At 68.7% G+C, this 17651-nt stretch carries 17 protein-coding genes and 1 pseudogene; 10 read left to right on the top strand and 8 right to left on the bottom strand.

Going from position 1 to position 17651, the window contains the following annotated elements:
• Positions 1-50: 50 nt before the first annotated feature.
• Positions 51-203 carry a hypothetical protein gene (locus H7F30_RS13955; RefSeq protein ID WP_187035808.1) on the bottom strand — a complete coding sequence of 51 codons (153 nt, stop codon included), beginning with the start codon at positions 201-203 and terminating at the stop codon, positions 51-53.
• On the opposite strand from H7F30_RS13955, the gene H7F30_RS13960 reads away from it, so the two are divergent.
• Entirely contained in the window at positions 202-924 is a 723-nt protein-coding gene (locus H7F30_RS13960) for a VIT family protein (protein ID WP_047310326.1), read from the top strand. The genes H7F30_RS13955 and H7F30_RS13960 overlap by 2 nt on opposite strands.
• 50 nt (positions 925-974) lie before the next feature.
• Here the strand turns inward: H7F30_RS13960 and panD are convergent, their stop codons facing one another.
• Positions 975-1385 (bottom strand): aspartate 1-decarboxylase, encoded by a 411-nt coding sequence (panD, locus tag H7F30_RS13965; protein ID WP_187035810.1) that lies wholly within the window; start codon positions 1383-1385, stop codon positions 975-977.
• Between the two features lie 270 nt (positions 1386-1655).
• On the opposite strand from panD, the gene H7F30_RS13970 reads away from it, so the two are divergent.
• The 3 genes from H7F30_RS13970 (at position 1656) to H7F30_RS13980 (ending at position 5049) form a co-directional block, all read left to right on the top strand.
• A complete protein-coding gene (locus H7F30_RS13970; protein ID WP_187035812.1) occupies positions 1656-3296 on the top strand; it encodes a VWA domain-containing protein in 1641 nt (546 codons plus the stop codon).
• Between the two features lie 91 nt (positions 3297-3387).
• Positions 3388-4056, top strand: coding sequence for an HAD-IA family hydrolase (locus tag H7F30_RS13975; protein ID WP_187035814.1), 669 nt, complete (start codon positions 3388-3390; stop codon positions 4054-4056).
• Between the two features lie 48 nt (positions 4057-4104).
• A complete protein-coding gene (locus H7F30_RS13980) occupies positions 4105-5049 on the top strand; it encodes an L-lactate dehydrogenase (RefSeq protein WP_129662523.1) in 945 nt (314 codons plus the stop codon).
• Between the two features lie 78 nt (positions 5050-5127).
• Here H7F30_RS13980 and fumC read toward each other — a convergent pair whose 3' ends face one another.
• Positions 5128-6525 (bottom strand): class II fumarate hydratase, encoded by a 1398-nt coding sequence (fumC, locus tag H7F30_RS13985; protein WP_047310331.1) that lies wholly within the window; start codon positions 6523-6525, stop codon positions 5128-5130.
• A gap of 156 nt (positions 6526-6681) precedes the next feature.
• Here fumC and H7F30_RS13990 point away from each other — a divergent pair, with 156 nt between their 5' ends.
• A complete protein-coding gene (locus H7F30_RS13990; RefSeq protein WP_187035816.1) occupies positions 6682-7083 on the top strand; it encodes an SMI1/KNR4 family protein in 402 nt (133 codons plus the stop codon).
• A 129-nt stretch (positions 7084-7212) separates the two neighbouring features.
• The gene (locus tag H7F30_RS13995; RefSeq protein WP_255464873.1) at positions 7213-7941 is read left to right on the top strand and encodes a trypsin-like serine protease; all 729 of its coding nucleotides are present in this window, start codon (positions 7213-7215) and stop codon (positions 7939-7941) included.
• 89 nt (positions 7942-8030) lie between these two features.
• Here the strand turns inward: H7F30_RS13995 and H7F30_RS14000 are convergent, their stop codons facing one another.
• Positions 8031-8777 carry an SDR family oxidoreductase gene (locus tag H7F30_RS14000; RefSeq protein WP_187035818.1) on the bottom strand — a complete coding sequence of 249 codons (747 nt, stop codon included), beginning with the start codon at positions 8775-8777 and terminating at the stop codon, positions 8031-8033.
• 60 nt (positions 8778-8837) lie between these two features.
• Entirely contained in the window at positions 8838-9815 is a 978-nt protein-coding gene (locus H7F30_RS14980; protein WP_082128602.1) for a DUF664 domain-containing protein, read from the bottom strand.
• Between the two features lie 36 nt (positions 9816-9851).
• On the opposite strand from H7F30_RS14980, the gene H7F30_RS14010 reads away from it, so the two are divergent.
• Positions 9852-11066: an MFS transporter gene (locus H7F30_RS14010; protein WP_255464874.1), complete on the top strand. Its 1215-nt coding sequence runs from the start codon at positions 9852-9854 to the stop codon at positions 11064-11066.
• A 20-nt stretch (positions 11067-11086) separates the two neighbouring features.
• On the opposite strand, the gene H7F30_RS14015 is transcribed toward H7F30_RS14010, so the two are convergent.
• The gene (locus H7F30_RS14015; protein ID WP_222617814.1) at positions 11087-12424 is read right to left on the bottom strand and encodes an MFS transporter; all 1338 of its coding nucleotides are present in this window, start codon (positions 12422-12424) and stop codon (positions 11087-11089) included.
• A 336-nt stretch (positions 12425-12760) separates the two neighbouring features.
• Here H7F30_RS14015 and H7F30_RS15015 point away from each other — a divergent pair.
• Both H7F30_RS15015 and trpB read left to right on the top strand, forming a co-directional pair.
• Positions 12761-12922: pseudogene (locus H7F30_RS15015) on the top strand (hypothetical protein); the annotation flags it as partial.
• A gap of 120 nt (positions 12923-13042) precedes the next feature.
• Positions 13043-14248 carry a tryptophan synthase subunit beta gene (gene trpB / locus H7F30_RS14025; protein ID WP_187035822.1) on the top strand — a complete coding sequence of 402 codons (1206 nt, stop codon included), beginning with the start codon at positions 13043-13045 and terminating at the stop codon, positions 14246-14248.
• Positions 14249-14279: 31 nt separating this feature from the next.
• Here trpB and H7F30_RS14030 read toward each other — a convergent pair whose 3' ends face one another.
• The gene (locus H7F30_RS14030; protein WP_255464875.1) at positions 14280-15428 is read right to left on the bottom strand and encodes an alpha-hydroxy-acid oxidizing protein; all 1149 of its coding nucleotides are present in this window, start codon (positions 15426-15428) and stop codon (positions 14280-14282) included.
• A gap of 190 nt (positions 15429-15618) precedes the next feature.
• Here H7F30_RS14030 and H7F30_RS14035 point away from each other — a divergent pair, with 190 nt between their 5' ends.
• Positions 15619-16218 (top strand): hypothetical protein, encoded by a 600-nt coding sequence (locus tag H7F30_RS14035; protein ID WP_187035824.1) that lies wholly within the window; start codon positions 15619-15621, stop codon positions 16216-16218.
• A gap of 57 nt (positions 16219-16275) precedes the next feature.
• On the opposite strand, the gene gdhA is transcribed toward H7F30_RS14035, so the two are convergent.
• Positions 16276-17613, bottom strand: a complete 1338-nt coding sequence (gdhA, locus tag H7F30_RS14040) for an NADP-specific glutamate dehydrogenase (protein ID WP_222617893.1) — start codon at positions 17611-17613, stop codon at positions 16276-16278.
• Between the last annotated feature and the right edge of the window lie 38 nt (positions 17614-17651).

Genomic DNA, 17651 nt, shown 5'->3' on the forward strand with positions numbered 1-17651 from the left:
GCATGACGAGGCACACATCGTCCGACACCTGCCGCGACCGCACGCAGCGCTCAGAAGTGCACGCGGCCGATGGAGGTGGCGGAGGCGCTGGCGTCGACGGCGTGAGCTGCGGCCGCTGTGGTGACCATGTCGGCGCTCCGGCGAATTACACAAGGCTTTCCTACCTTGGCGCGGGCAGGCTCGTTCTTCACACTGACGATCATGACGAGTTCCGCACCTGCCGCGCATGCCGGAGAGCCGCATGATGCCACTCACGCTTCGACGTTGAACTGGCTGCGTGCCGGGGTGCTCGGCGCCAACGACGGCATCGTGTCCGTCGCCGGTCTCGTCATGGGAGTGGCCGGCGCGACGACGCAGCGCACGCCCATTCTCGTCGCCGGCATCGCGGGCATCGTCTCGGGCGCGCTGTCGATGGCGGCAGGCGAATACGTCTCCGTCTCCACGCAGCGCGACAGCGAGAGGGCCCTCATCGCCAAGGAGCGTTGGGAACTGGCACACCTTCCCGACGAGGAACTCGACGAGCTGGCTGACATCTACGTCGACAAGGGGCTCGAGCCGGAGCTCGCCCGTCAGGTCGCGGAGCAACTCACGGCGAAGGACGCTCTGAAGGCCCACGCCGAGGCCGAACTCGGCCTCGATCCGGAGGCCCTGACGAACCCGTGGAGCGCCGCGGGTGCATCCTTCCTCGCCTTCGCGCTCGGTGCTCTCGTGCCGCTGCTCGCCATCCTGATGCCCCCGACGAACCTGCGGGTGCCGGTGACCGTCGTCGCTGTCGTCCTGGCGCTCGCCGTCACGGGTTTCGTCAGTGCCCGTCTCGGCGGCGCGGCACCCCAGCGCGCCGTCGTACGCAACGTCGGTGGCGGCCTGCTCGCCATGGCCATCACCTTCGGCGTGGGCGCGCTCGTCGGCACCGGCGTCGGCTGAGCCCGACACTGCCCGTCGTGTCACGTCTGCGACACGGCACCTGCGACCGGTCAGCCTTCGCGCGGGTCGACGAGGCCGGAGCCCTGCGGCGCGTGCGCCGGGTCGCTGCCCTTCTCGACGATGCGGTTGTCACCGTCGACGAACACGACGCGCGGCTCGTGCGACGCGAGTTCGTCGGGTCCGAACTGGCCGTAGGCGATGAGGATCACGGTGTCGCCGACGCCCACGAGGTGCGCGGCAGCGCCGTTGATGCCGATGCGCCCCTCGCCGCGCGGCCCTTCGATGACGTAGGTGGTGAGGCGGTTGCCGTTGTCGACATCGACGATGTCGATCTGCTCCCCCTCGAGCAGGTCGGCGGCTTCCATGAGGTCGGCCGAGATCGTGCAGGAGCCGACGTAGTGGAGGTCTGCGTGGGTGACCGTCGCCCGGTGGATCTTGGCGCGCATCATCGTGCGGAGCATGTCAAGGAGCCTTCCTGCTGGCTTGCGGGTCGAGCGTGACAGTACTGACGTAACGCTCACGGCTCACCGGTTTGTGCCGTGAGCTTGACCACCCCCGCCGGGAAGGCCCTGTGAGCCCCCGACAGCCGGTGCTCGAGGTTCGATCACGCCGACGCCCTAGACTACCGGCGTGAGACGCACGACATAGTCGTCTCACGAAGCACTGCCGTGCGGGCGACGCGCCGGCGGGTGCACCAGTGGCCGTCGCTCCGTTTCACAGGCAGGTTCCCCGTGGCTGACGCCGACTACACGAGCCGTTCAGAACGCCGTCGCGATTCCGCGCGCTCCAACACAGGCAAGACGGTCGCTGCGGTGGTCGTCGCCCTAGTCGCCATCGGCGGCGGAGCCTGGGCGTGCAACCAGTCGGGTGGCGGGGACGACAACGGCAACCCACAAGCCGGTGGCGGCGACAAGTGTGCGGGTGCTCAGGTCACGATCGCGGCGAGCCCCACGCTGTCCGGCCCACTCAACAAGGCGCTCGACGGATACAAGGGTGGCAAGGACGATCAGGGCTGCGAGCGCACGTACTCGGTTCAGGCCGCCACCGACTCGGAAACCCTCAACCAGATCAAGGGTGGCTCCCCGAGTGCCCAGATCTGGGTCAGTGACAACCCCGGCACCTTCGACGAAGCGTCGAAGGCCTCCGGCGCGAAGATCACGCCCGGCACGGCTTTCGCCTCGTCGCCCGCGGTCATCAGCGGTCCGGCCGACCAGTTGAAGAAGCTCGGCGGGGACGAGGCCTCCTGGTCGAAGATTCTTTCGGCCAAGCCGGCCCTCACCGTCGCCGACGTCTCCCGCGACCGCGCGAGCGCCCTCGCCGTGACGGCTGCGTCCCAGGCGCTCGGCACGGACAACCAGAAGGCGCGTGAGGCCTTCGGCCAGCTGGCTCTCACGGCGCGCGACAGCATCCCGTCCAACGCCCCGTACGTCACTTCGGAGGCCGCACTGGCTGCCCGAAACGCGAAGAGCTCCACCAAGCTCGCCGAGATCGGGCTCGAGGGTGGATCACCGCTCGTCAAAGTGAGCGCGGCCAAGATGATCGCCGACGACCCCCAGACCGACGCCGCCTACGAGGAACTCATGACGCGCCTCACCTCCGCCGAGGGACAGAAGGCTTTCGCCGACGCCGGATACCGCTCGGCCGACGGTTCGAAGCCGCCGTCGAACGCGCCCCAAGGCGCGGGCTCGGTGCGCACCACCTCCGGTGCCAGCGACCAGACGGTCAGCCAGGTCGTCGCCAGCTGGGCCGAGGCCACCAAGCCGCTGCGTCTGACCACAGTCGTCGACGTGTCCGGTTCGATGCGCGAGAAGACCCGCGGCGTCAGCCGTATCGAGGCTGTCTCCAAGGCGACGAAGCACGGACTCTCCCTGGTGCCCGCATCGACGTCCATCGCCGTGTGGGAGTTCTCGACGGAGCTCGACGGCAAGAAGGACTACGAGGAGCGCATTCCGATGTCGCCGATCTCCGACCCTGCCAAGCTCAAGCGCATCCAGGCCTCGATCGACACCCTTCCGCAGCGGGTCAAGGGCGACACCGCTCTCTACGACACCATCTGGGCCACCTACCAGGCCGCCCAGAAGGACTACAAGGACGGCCAGATCAGCACGGTCCTGCTCGTCACGGACGGCCGCAACGACGACCCGAAGGGCGGCCTGTCGCTCAGCGAGCTCAAGAAGAAGCTGCGGGACGCCGTCGACCCGAAGCGCCCCGTCGACATCTCGACGCTCGCGATCGGCGAGGACGTCAACACGAAGGAACTGAGCGACATCGCGAAGATCACCGGCAGCGGTGGCACGGTCTACACGGCCAAGACGCCGCAGGACGTGTCGGCCGTGCTCGCCGCGTCGTTGCAGAACCGCTCGAGCAACTGATCGTTCCCGCTGATCGTTCGCCGAAGGGCACGCGCCGCAGCTCGCGGTGCGTGCCCTTCAGCGTCCCGCGTCGACATGATGGGATGAGCCCATGCCCACGCTCGACGACCTCACCGCTCTGACCGGGCGCACCTACGCCGCCGTCCTCTTCGACAACGACGGGACGCTCGTCGATTCCACCCCGGCGGTCGAACGCTCGTGGCTCGCGTGGGCTCGTGAGTACGACGTCGACCCCGCGCTGCTCGGTCAACATCACGGCGTGCCGGCTGCCGGGATCATCGCGAGCATCGCCCCGCACCTCGACGCACGGGCCGCGCTGGCGCGCATCACGGAACTTGAGGTCGCCGACACTGACGACGTCCGTGCGATCGCGGGCGCCATCGAGGCCGTGGAGGCCATCGGCCCGAAGCGCTGCGCCGTCGTGACGTCGGCGACGCGCGAGCTGGGCCTCGCCCGACTCGCCGCAGCGGGCATTCCGTTGCCCGACGTCGTCGTCACGTTCGACGACGTGGAGCGCGGCAAGCCGCACCCCGATCCGTTCCTGCTCGCCGCCGAGCGCCTCGGCGTGGACCCCACCCACTGCCTCGTCGTCGAGGACGCGCCGAGCGGTCTCGCTGCCGCCAAGGCCGCCGGATGCGCCACGCTCGCGCTCACGTCGACGACGCCCGCCGACGTGCTCGACGCCGACGCCGTCGTCGAATCCCTGGCGTCCGTACAGTTCGTTCCGGGCTCGGAGGGCGTCGCGCTCGAATCCCGTTGACGCCCGGTCGATCACCTGGCGTTCACCCGGCCCACCTACGGTGGATTCATGAGTGATCGAGTCGTTCTCATCGGCGCCGGCGACGTCGGCGTCGCCTACGCCTACGCCCTCGTCAACCAGGGCCTCGTGCACGAGTTGTCGATCATCGACATCAACGAGCAGAAGGTCTTCGGCGAGGTCATGGACCTCAACCACGGTGTCGTCTGGGCACCGACACCGACCCGCGTCACCGTGGGCGAATACGCCGACTGCGCGGACGCCGACGTCGTCGTCATCACGGCGGGCGCCGCACAGAAGCCCGGCGAGACCCGCCTCGACCTGGTGGGCCGCAACGTCGAAATCTTCCGTTCCATCGTCGCCTCGGTCATGGAGACAGGCTTCGACGGCATCTTCCTCATCGCCACGAACCCCGTCGACGTCATGACGTACGCGACGTGGAAGTTCTCCGGCCTGCCGTCGGAGCGCGTCATCGGTTCCGGCACCGCGCTCGACACCGCGCGCCTGCGCTTCATGCTCGGTGAGCTGTACGACGTGGCACCGACGTCGGTGCACGCCGCGATCATCGGGGAGCACGGCGACACCGAGGTGCCCGCGCTGTCGTCGGCGAACGTGGCCGGTGCTCCCCTCGCGCGGGACCTCGACGCCGTGCCCGGCCGACGCGACGAGATCGAGCGCATCTTCGACGAAACACGCACCGCCGCCTACCAGATCATCGACGCCAAGGGCTCGACGTCGTACGGCATCGGCATGGCCCTTGCGCGGATCACCCGGGCGCTCCTTCGCGATGAGTACGCAGCCATCCCGATCTCGACGTACCTGCACGGGCCCTACGGCGTCACCGATCTCTACCTCGGTGTGCCTGCGGTACTGGGGCGCAAGGGTGTGCGCAGCGTCGTCGAACTCAGCCTGACCGACGCCGAGGCAGCCGGCCTCGCCCACTCGGCCGAGGTGCTCGGGCGCATAGTCGACGACGCGAACCTGCGCGGGACCTGACGAACGTCGCGGCGGCCGAGCAGCCACGACGAAGCCCCGGAGACAGCCTTTGCGTCTCCGGGGCTTCGCGTGTGCGGGTCAGGCCGACGGGTGCGTCATGTCGGCAGGCACGACCCAGGCGTCGAAGTCCTTCTCCGAGACCTCACCGGAGGCGACTGCGGCCTCGCGCAGCGTGGTGCCCTCCTTGTGGGCCTTCTTCGCGATGGCGGCCGCCTTGTCGTAGCCGATGTGGCGGTTGAGGGCCGTGACGACCATGAGGTTGGAGGCAAGGTTCGCCTCGATGCGCTCGCGGTTCGGCTCGATGCCGCGTGCGCAGTGCTCGGTGAACGAGCGGCACGCATCGGAGATGAGGCGGATGCTCTCGAGCACGGCGTGCGCCATGACGGGCTTGAAGACGTTGAGCTGGAAATTGCCCTGCGAGCCGGCGAAGCCCACCGTGGCGTCGTTGCCGAACACGCGCGTCGCGACCATCGTCATGGCCTCGGCCTGCGTCGGGTTGACCTTGCCCGGCATGATCGAGCTGCCCGGCTCGTTCTCGGGGATGTTGAGTTCGCCGATGCCGTTACGCGGGCCGGAGGCCAGCCAGCGCACGTCGTTGGCGATCTTCATGAGCGCGCCGCCGAGCAGCTTGAGCGCCGAGGACACGGCCACGAGTTCGTCGTGGGCCGACAGCGAGGCGAAGAGGTTGTCGGCCTGACGGAACTCCTGGCCGGAGATCTCGGAGATCTTCTTCGCGGCGAGCTTGCCGAAGTCCGGGTGGGCGTTGAGGCCCGTGCCGACGGCCGTTCCGCCGATCGCGAGAGCGCGCGTGGCCTGCTCCGCCTGACGCACCTGCTCCAGCGCGAAGTCGAGCTGGGCCACCCAGCCGCCGAACTCCTGGCCGAGCATGATCGGCGTCGCGTCCTGCAGGTGCGTACGGCCGACGCTGACGATGTCCGCGAACTCGTCGGCCTTGGCGGCGAGCACGTCACGCAACTCGGTGACGGCCGGGTACAGGCGCTCCACGAGGTCGAGGACGACGGCGATGTGCATGGCCGTCGGGAACGTGTCATTGCTCGACTGGCCGCGGTTGACGTGGTCGTTGGGGTGAACCGGCTTCTTCGAGCCGCGCTCGCCGCCGGCCAGTTCGATGGCGCGGTTGGAGATGACCTCGTTGGAGTTCATGTTGGACTGCGTGCCCGAGCCCGTCTGGAAGACGACGAGCGGGAACTGATCGTTCAGACGCCCCTCGATGACGTCGTCAGCCGCACGCTCGATGAGTTCGGCGACGTCGGCGGGCAGCTGGTCGAGTTCGGCGTTCGCCTGGGCTGCAGCCTTCTTGAGGATGCCCAGGGCCCGCACCATCACCGGACCCCACACGAAGGTGTCGCGGCCGATGTCGAAGTTCTCGATGCTGCGCTGGGTCTGAGCACCCCAGTACGCCGCCTCGTCGACCTCGATCTGCCCCATGCTGTCGGATTCAGTACGCGTAGCCATACCTTCACTCTAGGCACGCTCCAGCCCCCACTTCCACACGCGGTGCGGCCTGCGGCCGGGCGACGCAGAAGCTCGCCCCGATAGCCTTCGGCAAGGACCCCAGAGCGCTTCGACCGACGTGGCACGGGAGGGCTCGGGGAATGTCAGACTGGCGCCATGTCCTACTCCGAGTACTTCGCGTCCGACCAACTCGACACCCCCGCCACCGAGGACGAGATCGCTCACGCCGAGGAGGCCCTCGGCGTCACGTTCCCCGACGACCTGCGTGCCTTCTGGCTGACGTCAGCCACCTTCAACGGCCCGGTACTCACCGCCGACGGCGGTCCTGGCCCGTACCTGCGTGTGCTGCACCCGAGTTCGGTGACGAAGGTGGGCGAGGCGTGCGTGTTCGGTCGCGGTGAGGACTGGGATTTCGGTGTCGTTCCCGGCCACCCGACGCGCTGGGTCGACGTCGAGCGCGGCACGGGTGAGGAACTGAGCGAACTCGGCGCGACGTTCGTCGGTTTCCTCGAGTCGCTGCGCGTCGAGTTCGAGACGGAAAACAATCTCCTCGACTGACCAACATAGTTCCACGGTTCATAATTTGTAACTTTATTGTGACCTCGCTCACGCACTCTCTTTGCATCGCCTATGTAAGCGTTGTGGGCACTCACGACCCCACCTCCCGGGTCGACGCGAAAGAGAGGCATGAAAATGACCCGACCGACGCTCCGCCTCGCCGCTGCCGCGGCCGGCACGACCATGGCTTTCGCGCTCGCCCCCACGGCAGGCGCCTCCCCCACGGTCGACAAGCCCGAGTACATCGTCGGAGGCTCCCAGGCCTCCAACCCGTCCGTCGTACAACTCGTCTTCACGCAGGACGGCGGTCAGTACGGCTGCACCGGCGAGGTCATCGCCGCGCAGTGGGTCCTCACCGCACGTCACTGCACCGAGGGCAGCAGCCGGATGAAGGTCTACACCTCCAACTCGACGACGAATCCCGGCACGCCGGTCTCCGGCGACCGCCTCGTCAACTCCCCCTACGGAGATGTCGGACTCGTCCACCTCGCCAAGTTGGTCGGCGTCAACCCGATGCCGATCGCCAGCTCGTACACGGCGCAGCGTGGGCAGACGGGCGTCATCAGCGGCTACGGCCTTCGCGCCAACAGCCGGCAGTCCACCGGCCTGTTCAAGGCGAACGTCACCGTCCTCGGCTCGAGCACGGATGCCTACCGCGGCCGCGCGATCCACGTCCAGGGCATCGACGGCGCCTCGAACCACGGTGACTCCGGAGGCCCGCTCGTCATCAACGGTCAGATCGTGGGCGTCTGCTCGACGGGCGACACGGCCGACCCGGGCAGCAACATCCACGCCGGTTCGAACTACTCCAACATCACCGGCCACCGCGCCTGGATCCGTCAGACCGCGGGCGTCTGAGCCACGACCACGATTGACGAGGGGCGCCGCACTCACGACGAGTGCGGCGCCCCTCGTTCGCGCCACGCGCCGAAATCAGCGCGGGAGCGTCAGTTCTCCTGATCCATCCACTCGTGCCACGAGCGGCCACGCACGATGACGGCGTCCTCCTGCCGCGGCAACATGCCGCCCTCGGCCATGGATGCGGGCGCTTCGCCCGGTTTCACCGTGGCATCGAGCCCCTTGGCCGCAACGTGCTCGCGGGCCAGGCCGACGAGGCTCTCGGTGCGCGGCCCGGCGAGTTGGACATCGCCGTCGAACGACCCTGTCGCCATCTCGAGCAGCAGACGAACGACCTCGGCGGAGTCGACCGGCTGGAATTCCACGTCCATGACGTCGGCCACGCCGTCGGTGGTGAACCACTCGACCATCTGGCCCGGGAATTCGTGGAACTGGGTGGCGCGCAGAACGAGGACGCCCGGGGAGTTCTCCCGGTGGGCCTTCTCCTGTGCCACCTTGCCGACGTAGTAGCCGTAGTCGGGGCTCTCCTCGATGCCGACGATCGACAACACGACCGTGCGTCGCACGCCGGCCTCGTGAGCTGCCTGGCCGAGATGGCCGGCCACCGAACGGAAGAAGCTGACCGCCTCGTCTTCCTCGAAGCTCGCGCCCTGCGTGACGTCGACGACGGCGTCCACGTCCGCGAGCGCCTCGGCGAGGCGGGGCAGGACGGCCTCGTCCGTGAGGTCGAAGCCGGAGGAACGCGACACCTCGACGACGTCGTGACCGTCGGAGCGAGCCAGCTCGACGAGCTTGGTTCCGATGAGGCCGGTCGAGCCGGCGATGGCGACACGCATGACTTCTCCTTGCGTTGCGGTGGAATCGAGCGGCTGTGCCCAGTCAACCAGAGGGCGCGTTCAGAGCTTCTTCACGAGCGCGAAGCGCTGGAGGACAACCTGGGTGTCGTCGTTCACCGTGAAGTTCGGGTCGTCCAACTCGGCGCGCACGTCGTCACTCGTCCAGAAACGTTCGTGCGCTTCCCGCCATTCGGCGACGTCCCGGAAGCCTTCACCCTCGTCGAGGGCGTGATCGAGGTCGACCTCGTCGAGGCTGACGACGCGCACCTCGGTCGTCTCCGTGATGCCGACCGGCAGGCCGGTCGAGGAGATGAGCACCTCACGCTCCCCCACGACGGGCAACGGCTCACCGTCCGCGCGGTACCCCTCCAGCAATGCCGACGTGGAACTCTTCGTACCGCTGATGATGGCGGCGAGCAGCGTGTCGCGTAGCGGACCCGGGAATGCGTAGAGGCCGGCGCGGGCTCCCGGCCACTGGGCCTCGATGGCAACGTCGCGCAGCCGATCGACGTGGTCGGCCCACGACGCGTCGTCACCGAACGGCAGGTTCGGGTTCGCCTCACGCAACCCCACGCGTCCGTCAAGCTGCTCACGCAGAATGTCAAGATGCCCTGCGTGCCGAGCGATTTCGACGACAAGGTGAACGAGAATCCGGTGCAGCGTCACGTCGGGCTGGGGCCACCAGGGCACGCTACCCGGAGCCTCAAGATCGAGGGCATCGATCGTCGCGTCGGCGTGGGCAACAGCGCGGCGGTACAGGAGCGCGACGTCCTCGATCGATTCCTCCCCGGTCGCCCACATGTCGGCGTTGGGCTCCGCACCCGGCCCGATCCAGGGCATTTCCTCGCCGGGGCGGCCGAAGACGATGCCGAGATAGCCGTACTCCATCGCAGCAAGATGCTTGACGATGCCGAGGACGTTCGAGCCCGTCGACGTCATGGGCCATCGCGCCTGCCACTCGTCGAGCCCCTCGAGCTTCCACAACACCGCGGAACGCAATGAGTCGAGGTAGGTCTTGAGCATCGCCTTGTCGTCCATTCGACCAGCCTAGGGCCGCGCGTCACAATGGTCGATATGCCTGAATCCCCCACAGCCTTCACGCGCGAGCAGGGACGTGCGCTCGTGCGCGCCGTTTTCGCGATCTTCTTCGTCAACGGCGTGATGATGGGCGCATGGGGCGGTTCGCTGCCGGGCCTGCGTGAGCGCGTCGGTACGGACGCGGGCGGCATCGGCGCCGTTCTCCTCGTCACCGGCGCGAGCGCCATCGTCTCGATGCAGATCGGCGGGCGCGTCTCCGACCGCATCACCCCACGCTTGCCGTCTCTCGTGAGCGGCGTCGCGATGGCTGCGGCTGTCGGACTCCTCGCCTTCGTACCGAACTATGTGGCTCTCGTCCTCGCGGGAGCGCTCATCGGTGCGAGCAACGGCACCATGGACGTCGCGATGAACGCCCTCGGCATCGACGCGGAGAAGGCCTCCGGCATACCGGCGATGAGTCGTTTCCACGCGTTCTTCTCGCTCGGTGGCTTCGTCGGCGCGGTCATCGTCGTGGCGTTCGCCCGCCTGCAGGACGACGCCGATCCACGCTCGGCCCTCATCGTCATCGCCGTCGCGGCGCTCCTCGCGCTCGCCGCACTGCTGGCCCGCACCCCCAAGGCCCCCCACGACGACGCAGGCGCGCAGGAGACGGATGAGGCCGACGTTTCGGCGTCCACGAAGGCCACGGGCATCCCGCCGCAGGCGTGGTTGCTCGGCGTCATGGCCCTGTTCTTCGGCTTCACCGAAGGAACGGCCATCGACTGGGCCTCGATCCACGTCACCGACGTCGCGAAGGTCGACGCCGGCACCGGCGCAGCAGGTCTCGTCGCGGTGTCGGCGACGATGGTCGTCATCCGCCTCGTCGGCGACGCGCTCGTGCGCCGCTACGGACGCGTCGCGGTCGTCCGATTCGGAGCTCCGGTGGCCGTCGCCGGTTTCGCGGTGACGGTGGTGGCGTCGTCCCTGCCCGTCATCCTCGCCGGCTGGCTGCTCGTGGGCCTGGGTGTCGGCATGATCGCGCCGCAGATCTACGCGATCGCGGGCCACATCGGCGGCGGTCGGGTGCTCGCCATCGTCACCGGCTTCGGGTACACCGCGTTCCTGGCCGGGCCGGGCGTCATCGGCTACCTCAGCTCACACTTCGACATTCAGCGCGCGATGCTCCTACCGCTCGTGGCGGGCCTGCTGCTCACCGCGCTGACGTTCACGCCCGCCCTGCGCGATCCGCAGGACGAGCGCGTAGGCGCCTGAGCGACACCCAACGAGCCTGCTCAGGCCTCCTCGAGGCTCGCGCCACGTCGTTCGGGTAGGAGCAGTGACGCCACCGTGGCGACGGCGAACGCGAACGCGATGAGCACGAACGTCCACACCTCGCCGTGCTCGGTGAAGACGACCGGCACGATGAGCGGCGCGACGATCGACGCGATGCGGCCGAACGCCGTCGCGCTTCCGGCACCCGCGGCGCGGATCGCGGTCGGGTAGATCTCCGGCGTGATGGCATAGAGGGCACCCCAGGCGCCGAGGTTGAAGAAGCTGAGTGCACATCCGGCCGCGATGATCGTGGCTTCGGAGCCGGCGTTGCCGAACGCGAGCGCCGAGAGCGCGGAGCCGGCGAGGAAGGCGGCGAGCGTGGGACGTCGGCCGATCTTCTCGACGAGCACCGCGGCCGCGAGGTACCCGGGCAGTTGCGCGATCGTGATGATGAGCGTGAAGCCGAACGACTTGGCCACCGGGTAGCCACCGGCGACGAGGAACGTCGGAATCCACAGGAACGCGCCGTAGTAGGCGAAGTTGACGCCGAACCACGTGGTCCACAGCGCGGCGGTGCGGGTGCGGTAGGCCGGCGCGAAGGCATCGGTCATTTTCGGCTTGGGCGCAGCCTCGTGGTCTGTTGGCGCGACGGCGGCGCTCTTCGGAGCTTCGATGCCGGACGCCGATTCGAACTCGCGGACGGATCGCTCGGCCTCCTCCTCACGTCCGGCGCGTTCGAGGAAGCGCACGGATTCGGGCAGGCCTCGACGCACCCACACCGCGTAGAGCGCGGGCACGAGGCCGAGGAGCATGGCCCAACGCCACCCGTTCTCGCGCGGCACCACAGTGAAGCCGATGACGGCGGCGAGCAGCCAGCCCACGGCCCAGAACGACTCGAGAGCGACGACCATGCGGCCCCGCAGTCGGCGCGGCGCGTACTCACTCACGAGCGTCGAGGCGACGGGCAGTTCGGCGCCGAGGCCCAGACCGACAACGAAGCGCAGAGCGCACAGCACGAGGAACGTCGGTGCGAGGGCTGACAGGCCCGTCGCAAGGCCGTACACGATGAGCGTGCCGGCGAAGACCGTGCGGCGGCCGATGCGGTCGGCCAGGGCGCCACCGGCACCGGCGCCGATCGCCATCCCGATGAAACCGATCGACGCGAGCCACGACAGGTCGGGGGTCGACAGGCCCCACTCCTTCTTCACGGCAACCATGAGGAAGGAGATGAGGCCGACGTCCATGGCGTCGAGCGCCCAGCCGATGCCGGAGCCGACGAGCAACGAACGGTGACGACGGTTGAACGGCAGGGCGTCGAGGCGCTCCTCGCGAGTTCGGTGTTGGGTCGTCATGGACATGGGCACTCTTTTCGTCAGTTAGGCACAAAGTCGTGCCGGAGAAAGAGTAGCCCGATCGAACCCCTTTTGGTCAACAAGAGGAAAAGTCTGGTGCGTCACGCTGTCGACGGAGCAACCAGCGCGTCGAGGAGCACACACGCCCGCTCGATTCCAACCGGGCGTAGATGGCGGCGACCTCGTCACGCGGGGCCGGCTCGAGCAGCGACTGGACCGTGCCCGGGTGCTGGAAGACCTCGGAAGGAGAACGCGAAGGCTTCGAAACACGGCTGACGCCCCGAGAAGTGGGGCGAGTGGGTCGTCGCTGTCGTCCAGCCGACGCCCGGCGCTAACCCGGATCCGGCGCAGGTGGCGGCCTTCACGAAGGAACGCATCAGCAGCGTGAAGGCCCCCAAGGAGGTCTCCGTGTGGCCCGGCCTGAGCTCTCGGAGGTCGGCAAGGTGCTCAAGAGGACGTCAAGCAAACGCTGAGTTCGGCCTCTCAGGCCTGACCACCGCCTGACGCAGCCCCATGACGATCACGGGCTGAGACGGCCGGCCCGTCCGCGGCTCGAGGGTGCGGCGAGCATCCTTATGCCGGTTACGGTCGTGCCACGCCCCACCCGCGAAAGGAAGTTCGACCATGACCTCATACGACGCGAACGCCGAAGGCTTCTTCGGTGAGTTCGGTGGCCGTTTCGTGCCGCCGCACCTCGAGGAGCCGATGGCCGAGGTGGCACGCGCGTGGGCCGAGGCGAAGGCCGACCCGACGTTCCTCGGCGAGTACGAGCGTCTGCTCACCCTCTACGCGGGCCGCCCGTCGGTGCTGTTCCCCGCCGACAACCTGACGCGCCACGTCGGCGGCGCGCGCATCTACCTCAAGCGTGAGGATCTCAACCACACCGGGTCGCACAAGATCAACCACTGCCTCGGCGAGGCCCTGCTCGCGAAGCGCATGGGCAAGAAGAAGCTCATCGCGGAGACGGGTGCCGGCCAGCACGGCGTCGCTCTCGCGACGGCGGCCGCGTACATGGGTCTCGAGTGCGAGATCCACATGGGTGCGATCGACGTCGCCAAGCAGCACCCGAACGTCGTGCGCATGGAGATGCTCGGCGCGAAGGTCGTGCCGGTCGAGTTCGGCGGGCGTTCGCTCAAGGAGGCCGTCGATTCGGCGTTCGACACCTACGCCCGTGACTTCGAGGACGTCTTCTTCGGCATCGGCTCCGTCGTCGGCCCCGACCCGTACCCGTCGATGGTGCGCGAGTTCCAGTCGGTCGTCGGGCGCGAGGCGCGCGAGCAGATCCTGTCGCTCGAGGGCCGCCTGCCGGACGCCGCGGTCGCGTGCGTCGGTGGAGGGTCGAATGCGATGGGCCTGTTCAGCGGCTTCCTCGACGACGAGGGCGTCGCGCTCTACGGCGTCGAGCCGGCCGGGGAGGGCGTCGAGGTGCCCGGCCGTCACGCCGCGACGATGACGAAGGGCACCCCCGGCACCCTGCACGGCATGGCCACCACGGTGCTGCAGGACGAGTCCGGTGAGCCGTCGGCGGTGCACTCCATCGCGTCAGGTCTCGACTACCCGGGCGTGGGCCCGCAGCACGCGTACCTCGCGTCGCTGGGCCGCGTCACGTACGTGACGGCCACGGACGACGAATGTCTCGATGCCTTCAGCACCCTCTCGCGAGTGGAGGGCATCATTCCGGCGCTGGAGAGCTCGCACGCCATCGTCCACGCCATGAAGTTGGCTCGGGAGCTGGGCGAGGACGGCGTCGTCGTCGCCAACCTCTCGGGGCGCGGCGACAAGGATGTCGACTACGTCGCCGAGTACCTCGCGGAGCACCCGCGCTCCTGAGCGCGAGCCTCGTCGCGGCGCGTTCGTTCGGTCACCGAGCGAGCGCGCCGCGGTGTATCTCGGCCACGGACGCGTGACCCATCAGCGCCATCGTGAGGTCGAGCTCGGCGAGGGTGTGCTCGACGACGGCCTGCACCCCTTCGGCGCCCGCGAGCGCCAGACCGTAGACGTAGGGCCGCCCGAGGATGACGGCGTCTGCCCCGAGCGCGAGCGCCGTGAAAACGTCCGAGCCCGAGCGCACCCCGGAGTCGAAGAGCACGGTGAGATCGCCGACCTCGTCACCCAGGCTCGCGAGGACGTCGAGCGAGGCGACGGCGCCATCGACCTGCCGGCCGCCGTGGTTCGACACGACGATGCCGTCGAGCCCTTGATCGGCGGCGAGGCGCACGTCGTCGATGCTCTGGAGGCCCTTGAGCAGGATCGGGAGCGACGTCCATTCGCGCAGCTTGGCCAGGTCGTCCCAGGTGAGACCGCTCGAGGGGAACACGTCGAGGAACGTCTCGACCGCGGCGCGCGGCAGCGGCGAACGGAGGTTCTCGCGCAGGTCGCCCGGGTAGTGCCGGGCGCTCGACACCAGCGAGCGGGCCGCCGCGGGCGTCGGACGTTCGGTCGGTCGGGCCGATCCGCGGGCTGCGCGCTCCTCGACCCGCGCCATGAAGACCGGGTCGCTGAGGTACTGCGCGAGGCCCTGGCCACGCGCGAACGGCAGGTGCCCGAGGTCGAGGTCCTCGGGCCGCCACCCCATGAGGTGCGTGTCGAGCGTGACGACGACTGCCTCCGCACCGAGCGCCTCGGCGCGCTGGACGAGCGAACGGGCCAGGTCGTCGTCGTTGCTCCAGTACAGCTGGTACCAGTGCGGCGTCTCGTCGAGTTCGGCGGCGACCTCCTCCATGGCGACGCTGGCTTGCGTCGAGTGGATCATCGGCGTCTGTGTGGCCACGGAGGCCTTCGCCACGGCGCGCTCGGCCTGCAGGTGCGCCATTTCGAGGACGCCGATGGGCGCGAGCAGGAGCGGGTGCGCGTAGCGACGGCCGACGAGGTCGACGCCGAGGTCGCGTTCACGCACGTCGCGCAGCATGCGGGGCACCGAGCGGTAGCGCCCGAAGGCTTTGACGTTGGCGTCGTTCGTGCGTCCCCGTCCCGCGCTGCCGTCGACGTAGGCGAACGCACGATCGCTCATCGCCTTGCGGGTGGCTCGCTCAGTCGCCCCGGTTCGACGGGAACCACCGGGGTGCGTCCGTGGACACCGGCGCCGTAGATGTCGCCCTGAATCCTGCGTCCGAGGTTGATCGCGTCCACGCCACCCACGGTAGAAGTCCCTCCCCTGCAACGGGGCCGCAGGCGCTTTCCGCTTCGTTAGGTTGGGAGGCATGAAGGCGCGCCCCGAGATCATCGACGCCCACGTGCAGGAGCTGTGGCGTACGGGCGCGACGCGTATCGCGTCGAGCACCGGCAAGCTCGTGGCGTGCATGGTCGGCGCGCTCGGTTTCACGGCCATCGGCGGCGCCGGCCTCACGGTCGTCATCGGCGAGCGCGGCGTGCTTGGCGCGTTCACGAGCACACCGGGCTCGTGGGTATGTCTCGTCGCGGTGCTGTTCTTCGGGGTGCTCGGCATCCCGTCGTTGACGATCCAGTTCCTACGTCGCCAAACGCTCGTCATCGAACGCGAGGGGGTACGCGTGCTGCGCGGCGATGGGCGCCAGGTTGCAGCCTTGGCGTGGCAGAACGTCGCTGAGGTCAGCCAGTTCCGTCACCGGAGTACGTCGATGACCAACTGTGTCCTCACGCCCGAGGCGGCCGATCTCCGGCGTGCGACGTCGGGGGCGGTCGCGCGGGGCCTGGCCCGGGCCGACGCGGCAGTCGTCGGTACCCAGGTGTGGACCGTGCCGACGATCTTCACGTACCAGCGCGAGTTGCCCGAGATCCTTCGGGCGGCGCTGCACGGCTACCGCACCGGTTGGCGGCTGTAACGCGCAGAGCCCGCCCGAACGCTAGGTTCGAGCGGGCTCTGCGGCGAAGCGTCCGGGTCAGACGACGCCGAGGGCGAGCATGGCGTCGGCCACCTTGACGAAGCCGGCGATGTTGGCGCCCTTGACGTAGTCGCCGGGCACATCGAACTCGTCGGCGGTGCTCTGGCAGCGCTCGAAGACGCCCTTCATGATGGTTTCGAGGCGCTGCTCGGTGTGTTCGAAGCTCCACGAGTCACGCGAGGCGTTCTGCTGCATCTCGAGAGCGCTGACGGCGACACCGCCACAGTTGGAAGCCTTGCCCGGTGCGAACAGGACGCCGGCCTCCTGGAGGATGTCGGTGGCGTCCGGCGTCGTGGGCATGTTCGCGCCCTCGGCGACGGCGATGCAGCCGTTCTTGACGAGCGTCTTCGCGGCGTCCGCCGGCAGTTCATTCTGCGTGGCACACGGCAGCGCGACGTCGCAGGCGACGTCCCAGATCGAGCCGTCGGCGACGAACGTCGACTGCTTGCGCAGGTCGGCGTACTCGCTGATGCGGGCGCGCTTGTTCTCCTTGAGGTCGCGCACGATCTCGAGGTCGATGCCTTTCTCGTCGACGACGTAGCCGCCGGAGTCGCTCATCGCGATGACGGTGCCGCCCAGCTGGGCGACCTTCTGCGCGGCGTAGATGGCCACGTTGCCGGAGCCGGAGATGACAACCTTCGTGCCGTCGAAGGAGCGGCCCTTCGTCGCGAGCATCTCCTGGGTGAGGAAGACCGTGCCGTAGCCGGTGGCTTCGGTGCGCGCCGCGGCGCCGCCCCAGGAGAGGCCCTTACCGGTGAGCACGCCCGCCTCGTAGCGGTTGGTGATGCGCTTGTACTGGCCGAAGAGGTAACCGATCTCGCGGCCGCCGACGCCAATGTCGCCGGCCGGGACGTCGGTGTACTCACCGATGTGGCGGTAGAGCTCCGTCATGAACGACTGGCAGAAGCGCATGACCTCGGCGTCGCTCTTGCCCTTGGGGTCGAAGTCGGCGCCACCCTTGCCGCCGCCGATGGGCAGGCCGGTGAGGGAGTTCTTGAAGATCTGCTCGAAGCCGAGGAACTTCACGATGCCGAGGTAGACGCTCGGGTGGAAGCGCAGGCCGCCCTTGTACGGGCCCAGGGCCGAGTTGTACTCGACGCGGAAGCCGCGGTTGACGTTGACGCGGCCCTGGTCGTCGACCCACGGCACGCGGAAGATGATCTGACGCTCGGGCTCGGCGAGGCGCTCGATGATGCTGGCCTCGACGTAGTCGGGGCGGCGTTCGAGCACGGGGCCGAGGCTCATGAGGACCTCGTCCACGGCCTGGTGGAACTCGGCCTCACCGGGGTTGCGCTTGAGGATCGTCTCGCGGACCGGCTCGAGCCGGGGGTGCAGAGTCGGGGACATGGCGTGCCTCCTAAGCGCCGACGGAT

Origin of the sequence: Dermacoccus sp. PAMC28757 (genome assembly GCF_014302635.1) — a bacterium.
Lineage (GTDB): Bacteria > Actinomycetota > Actinomycetes > Actinomycetales > Dermatophilaceae > Dermacoccus > Dermacoccus abyssi.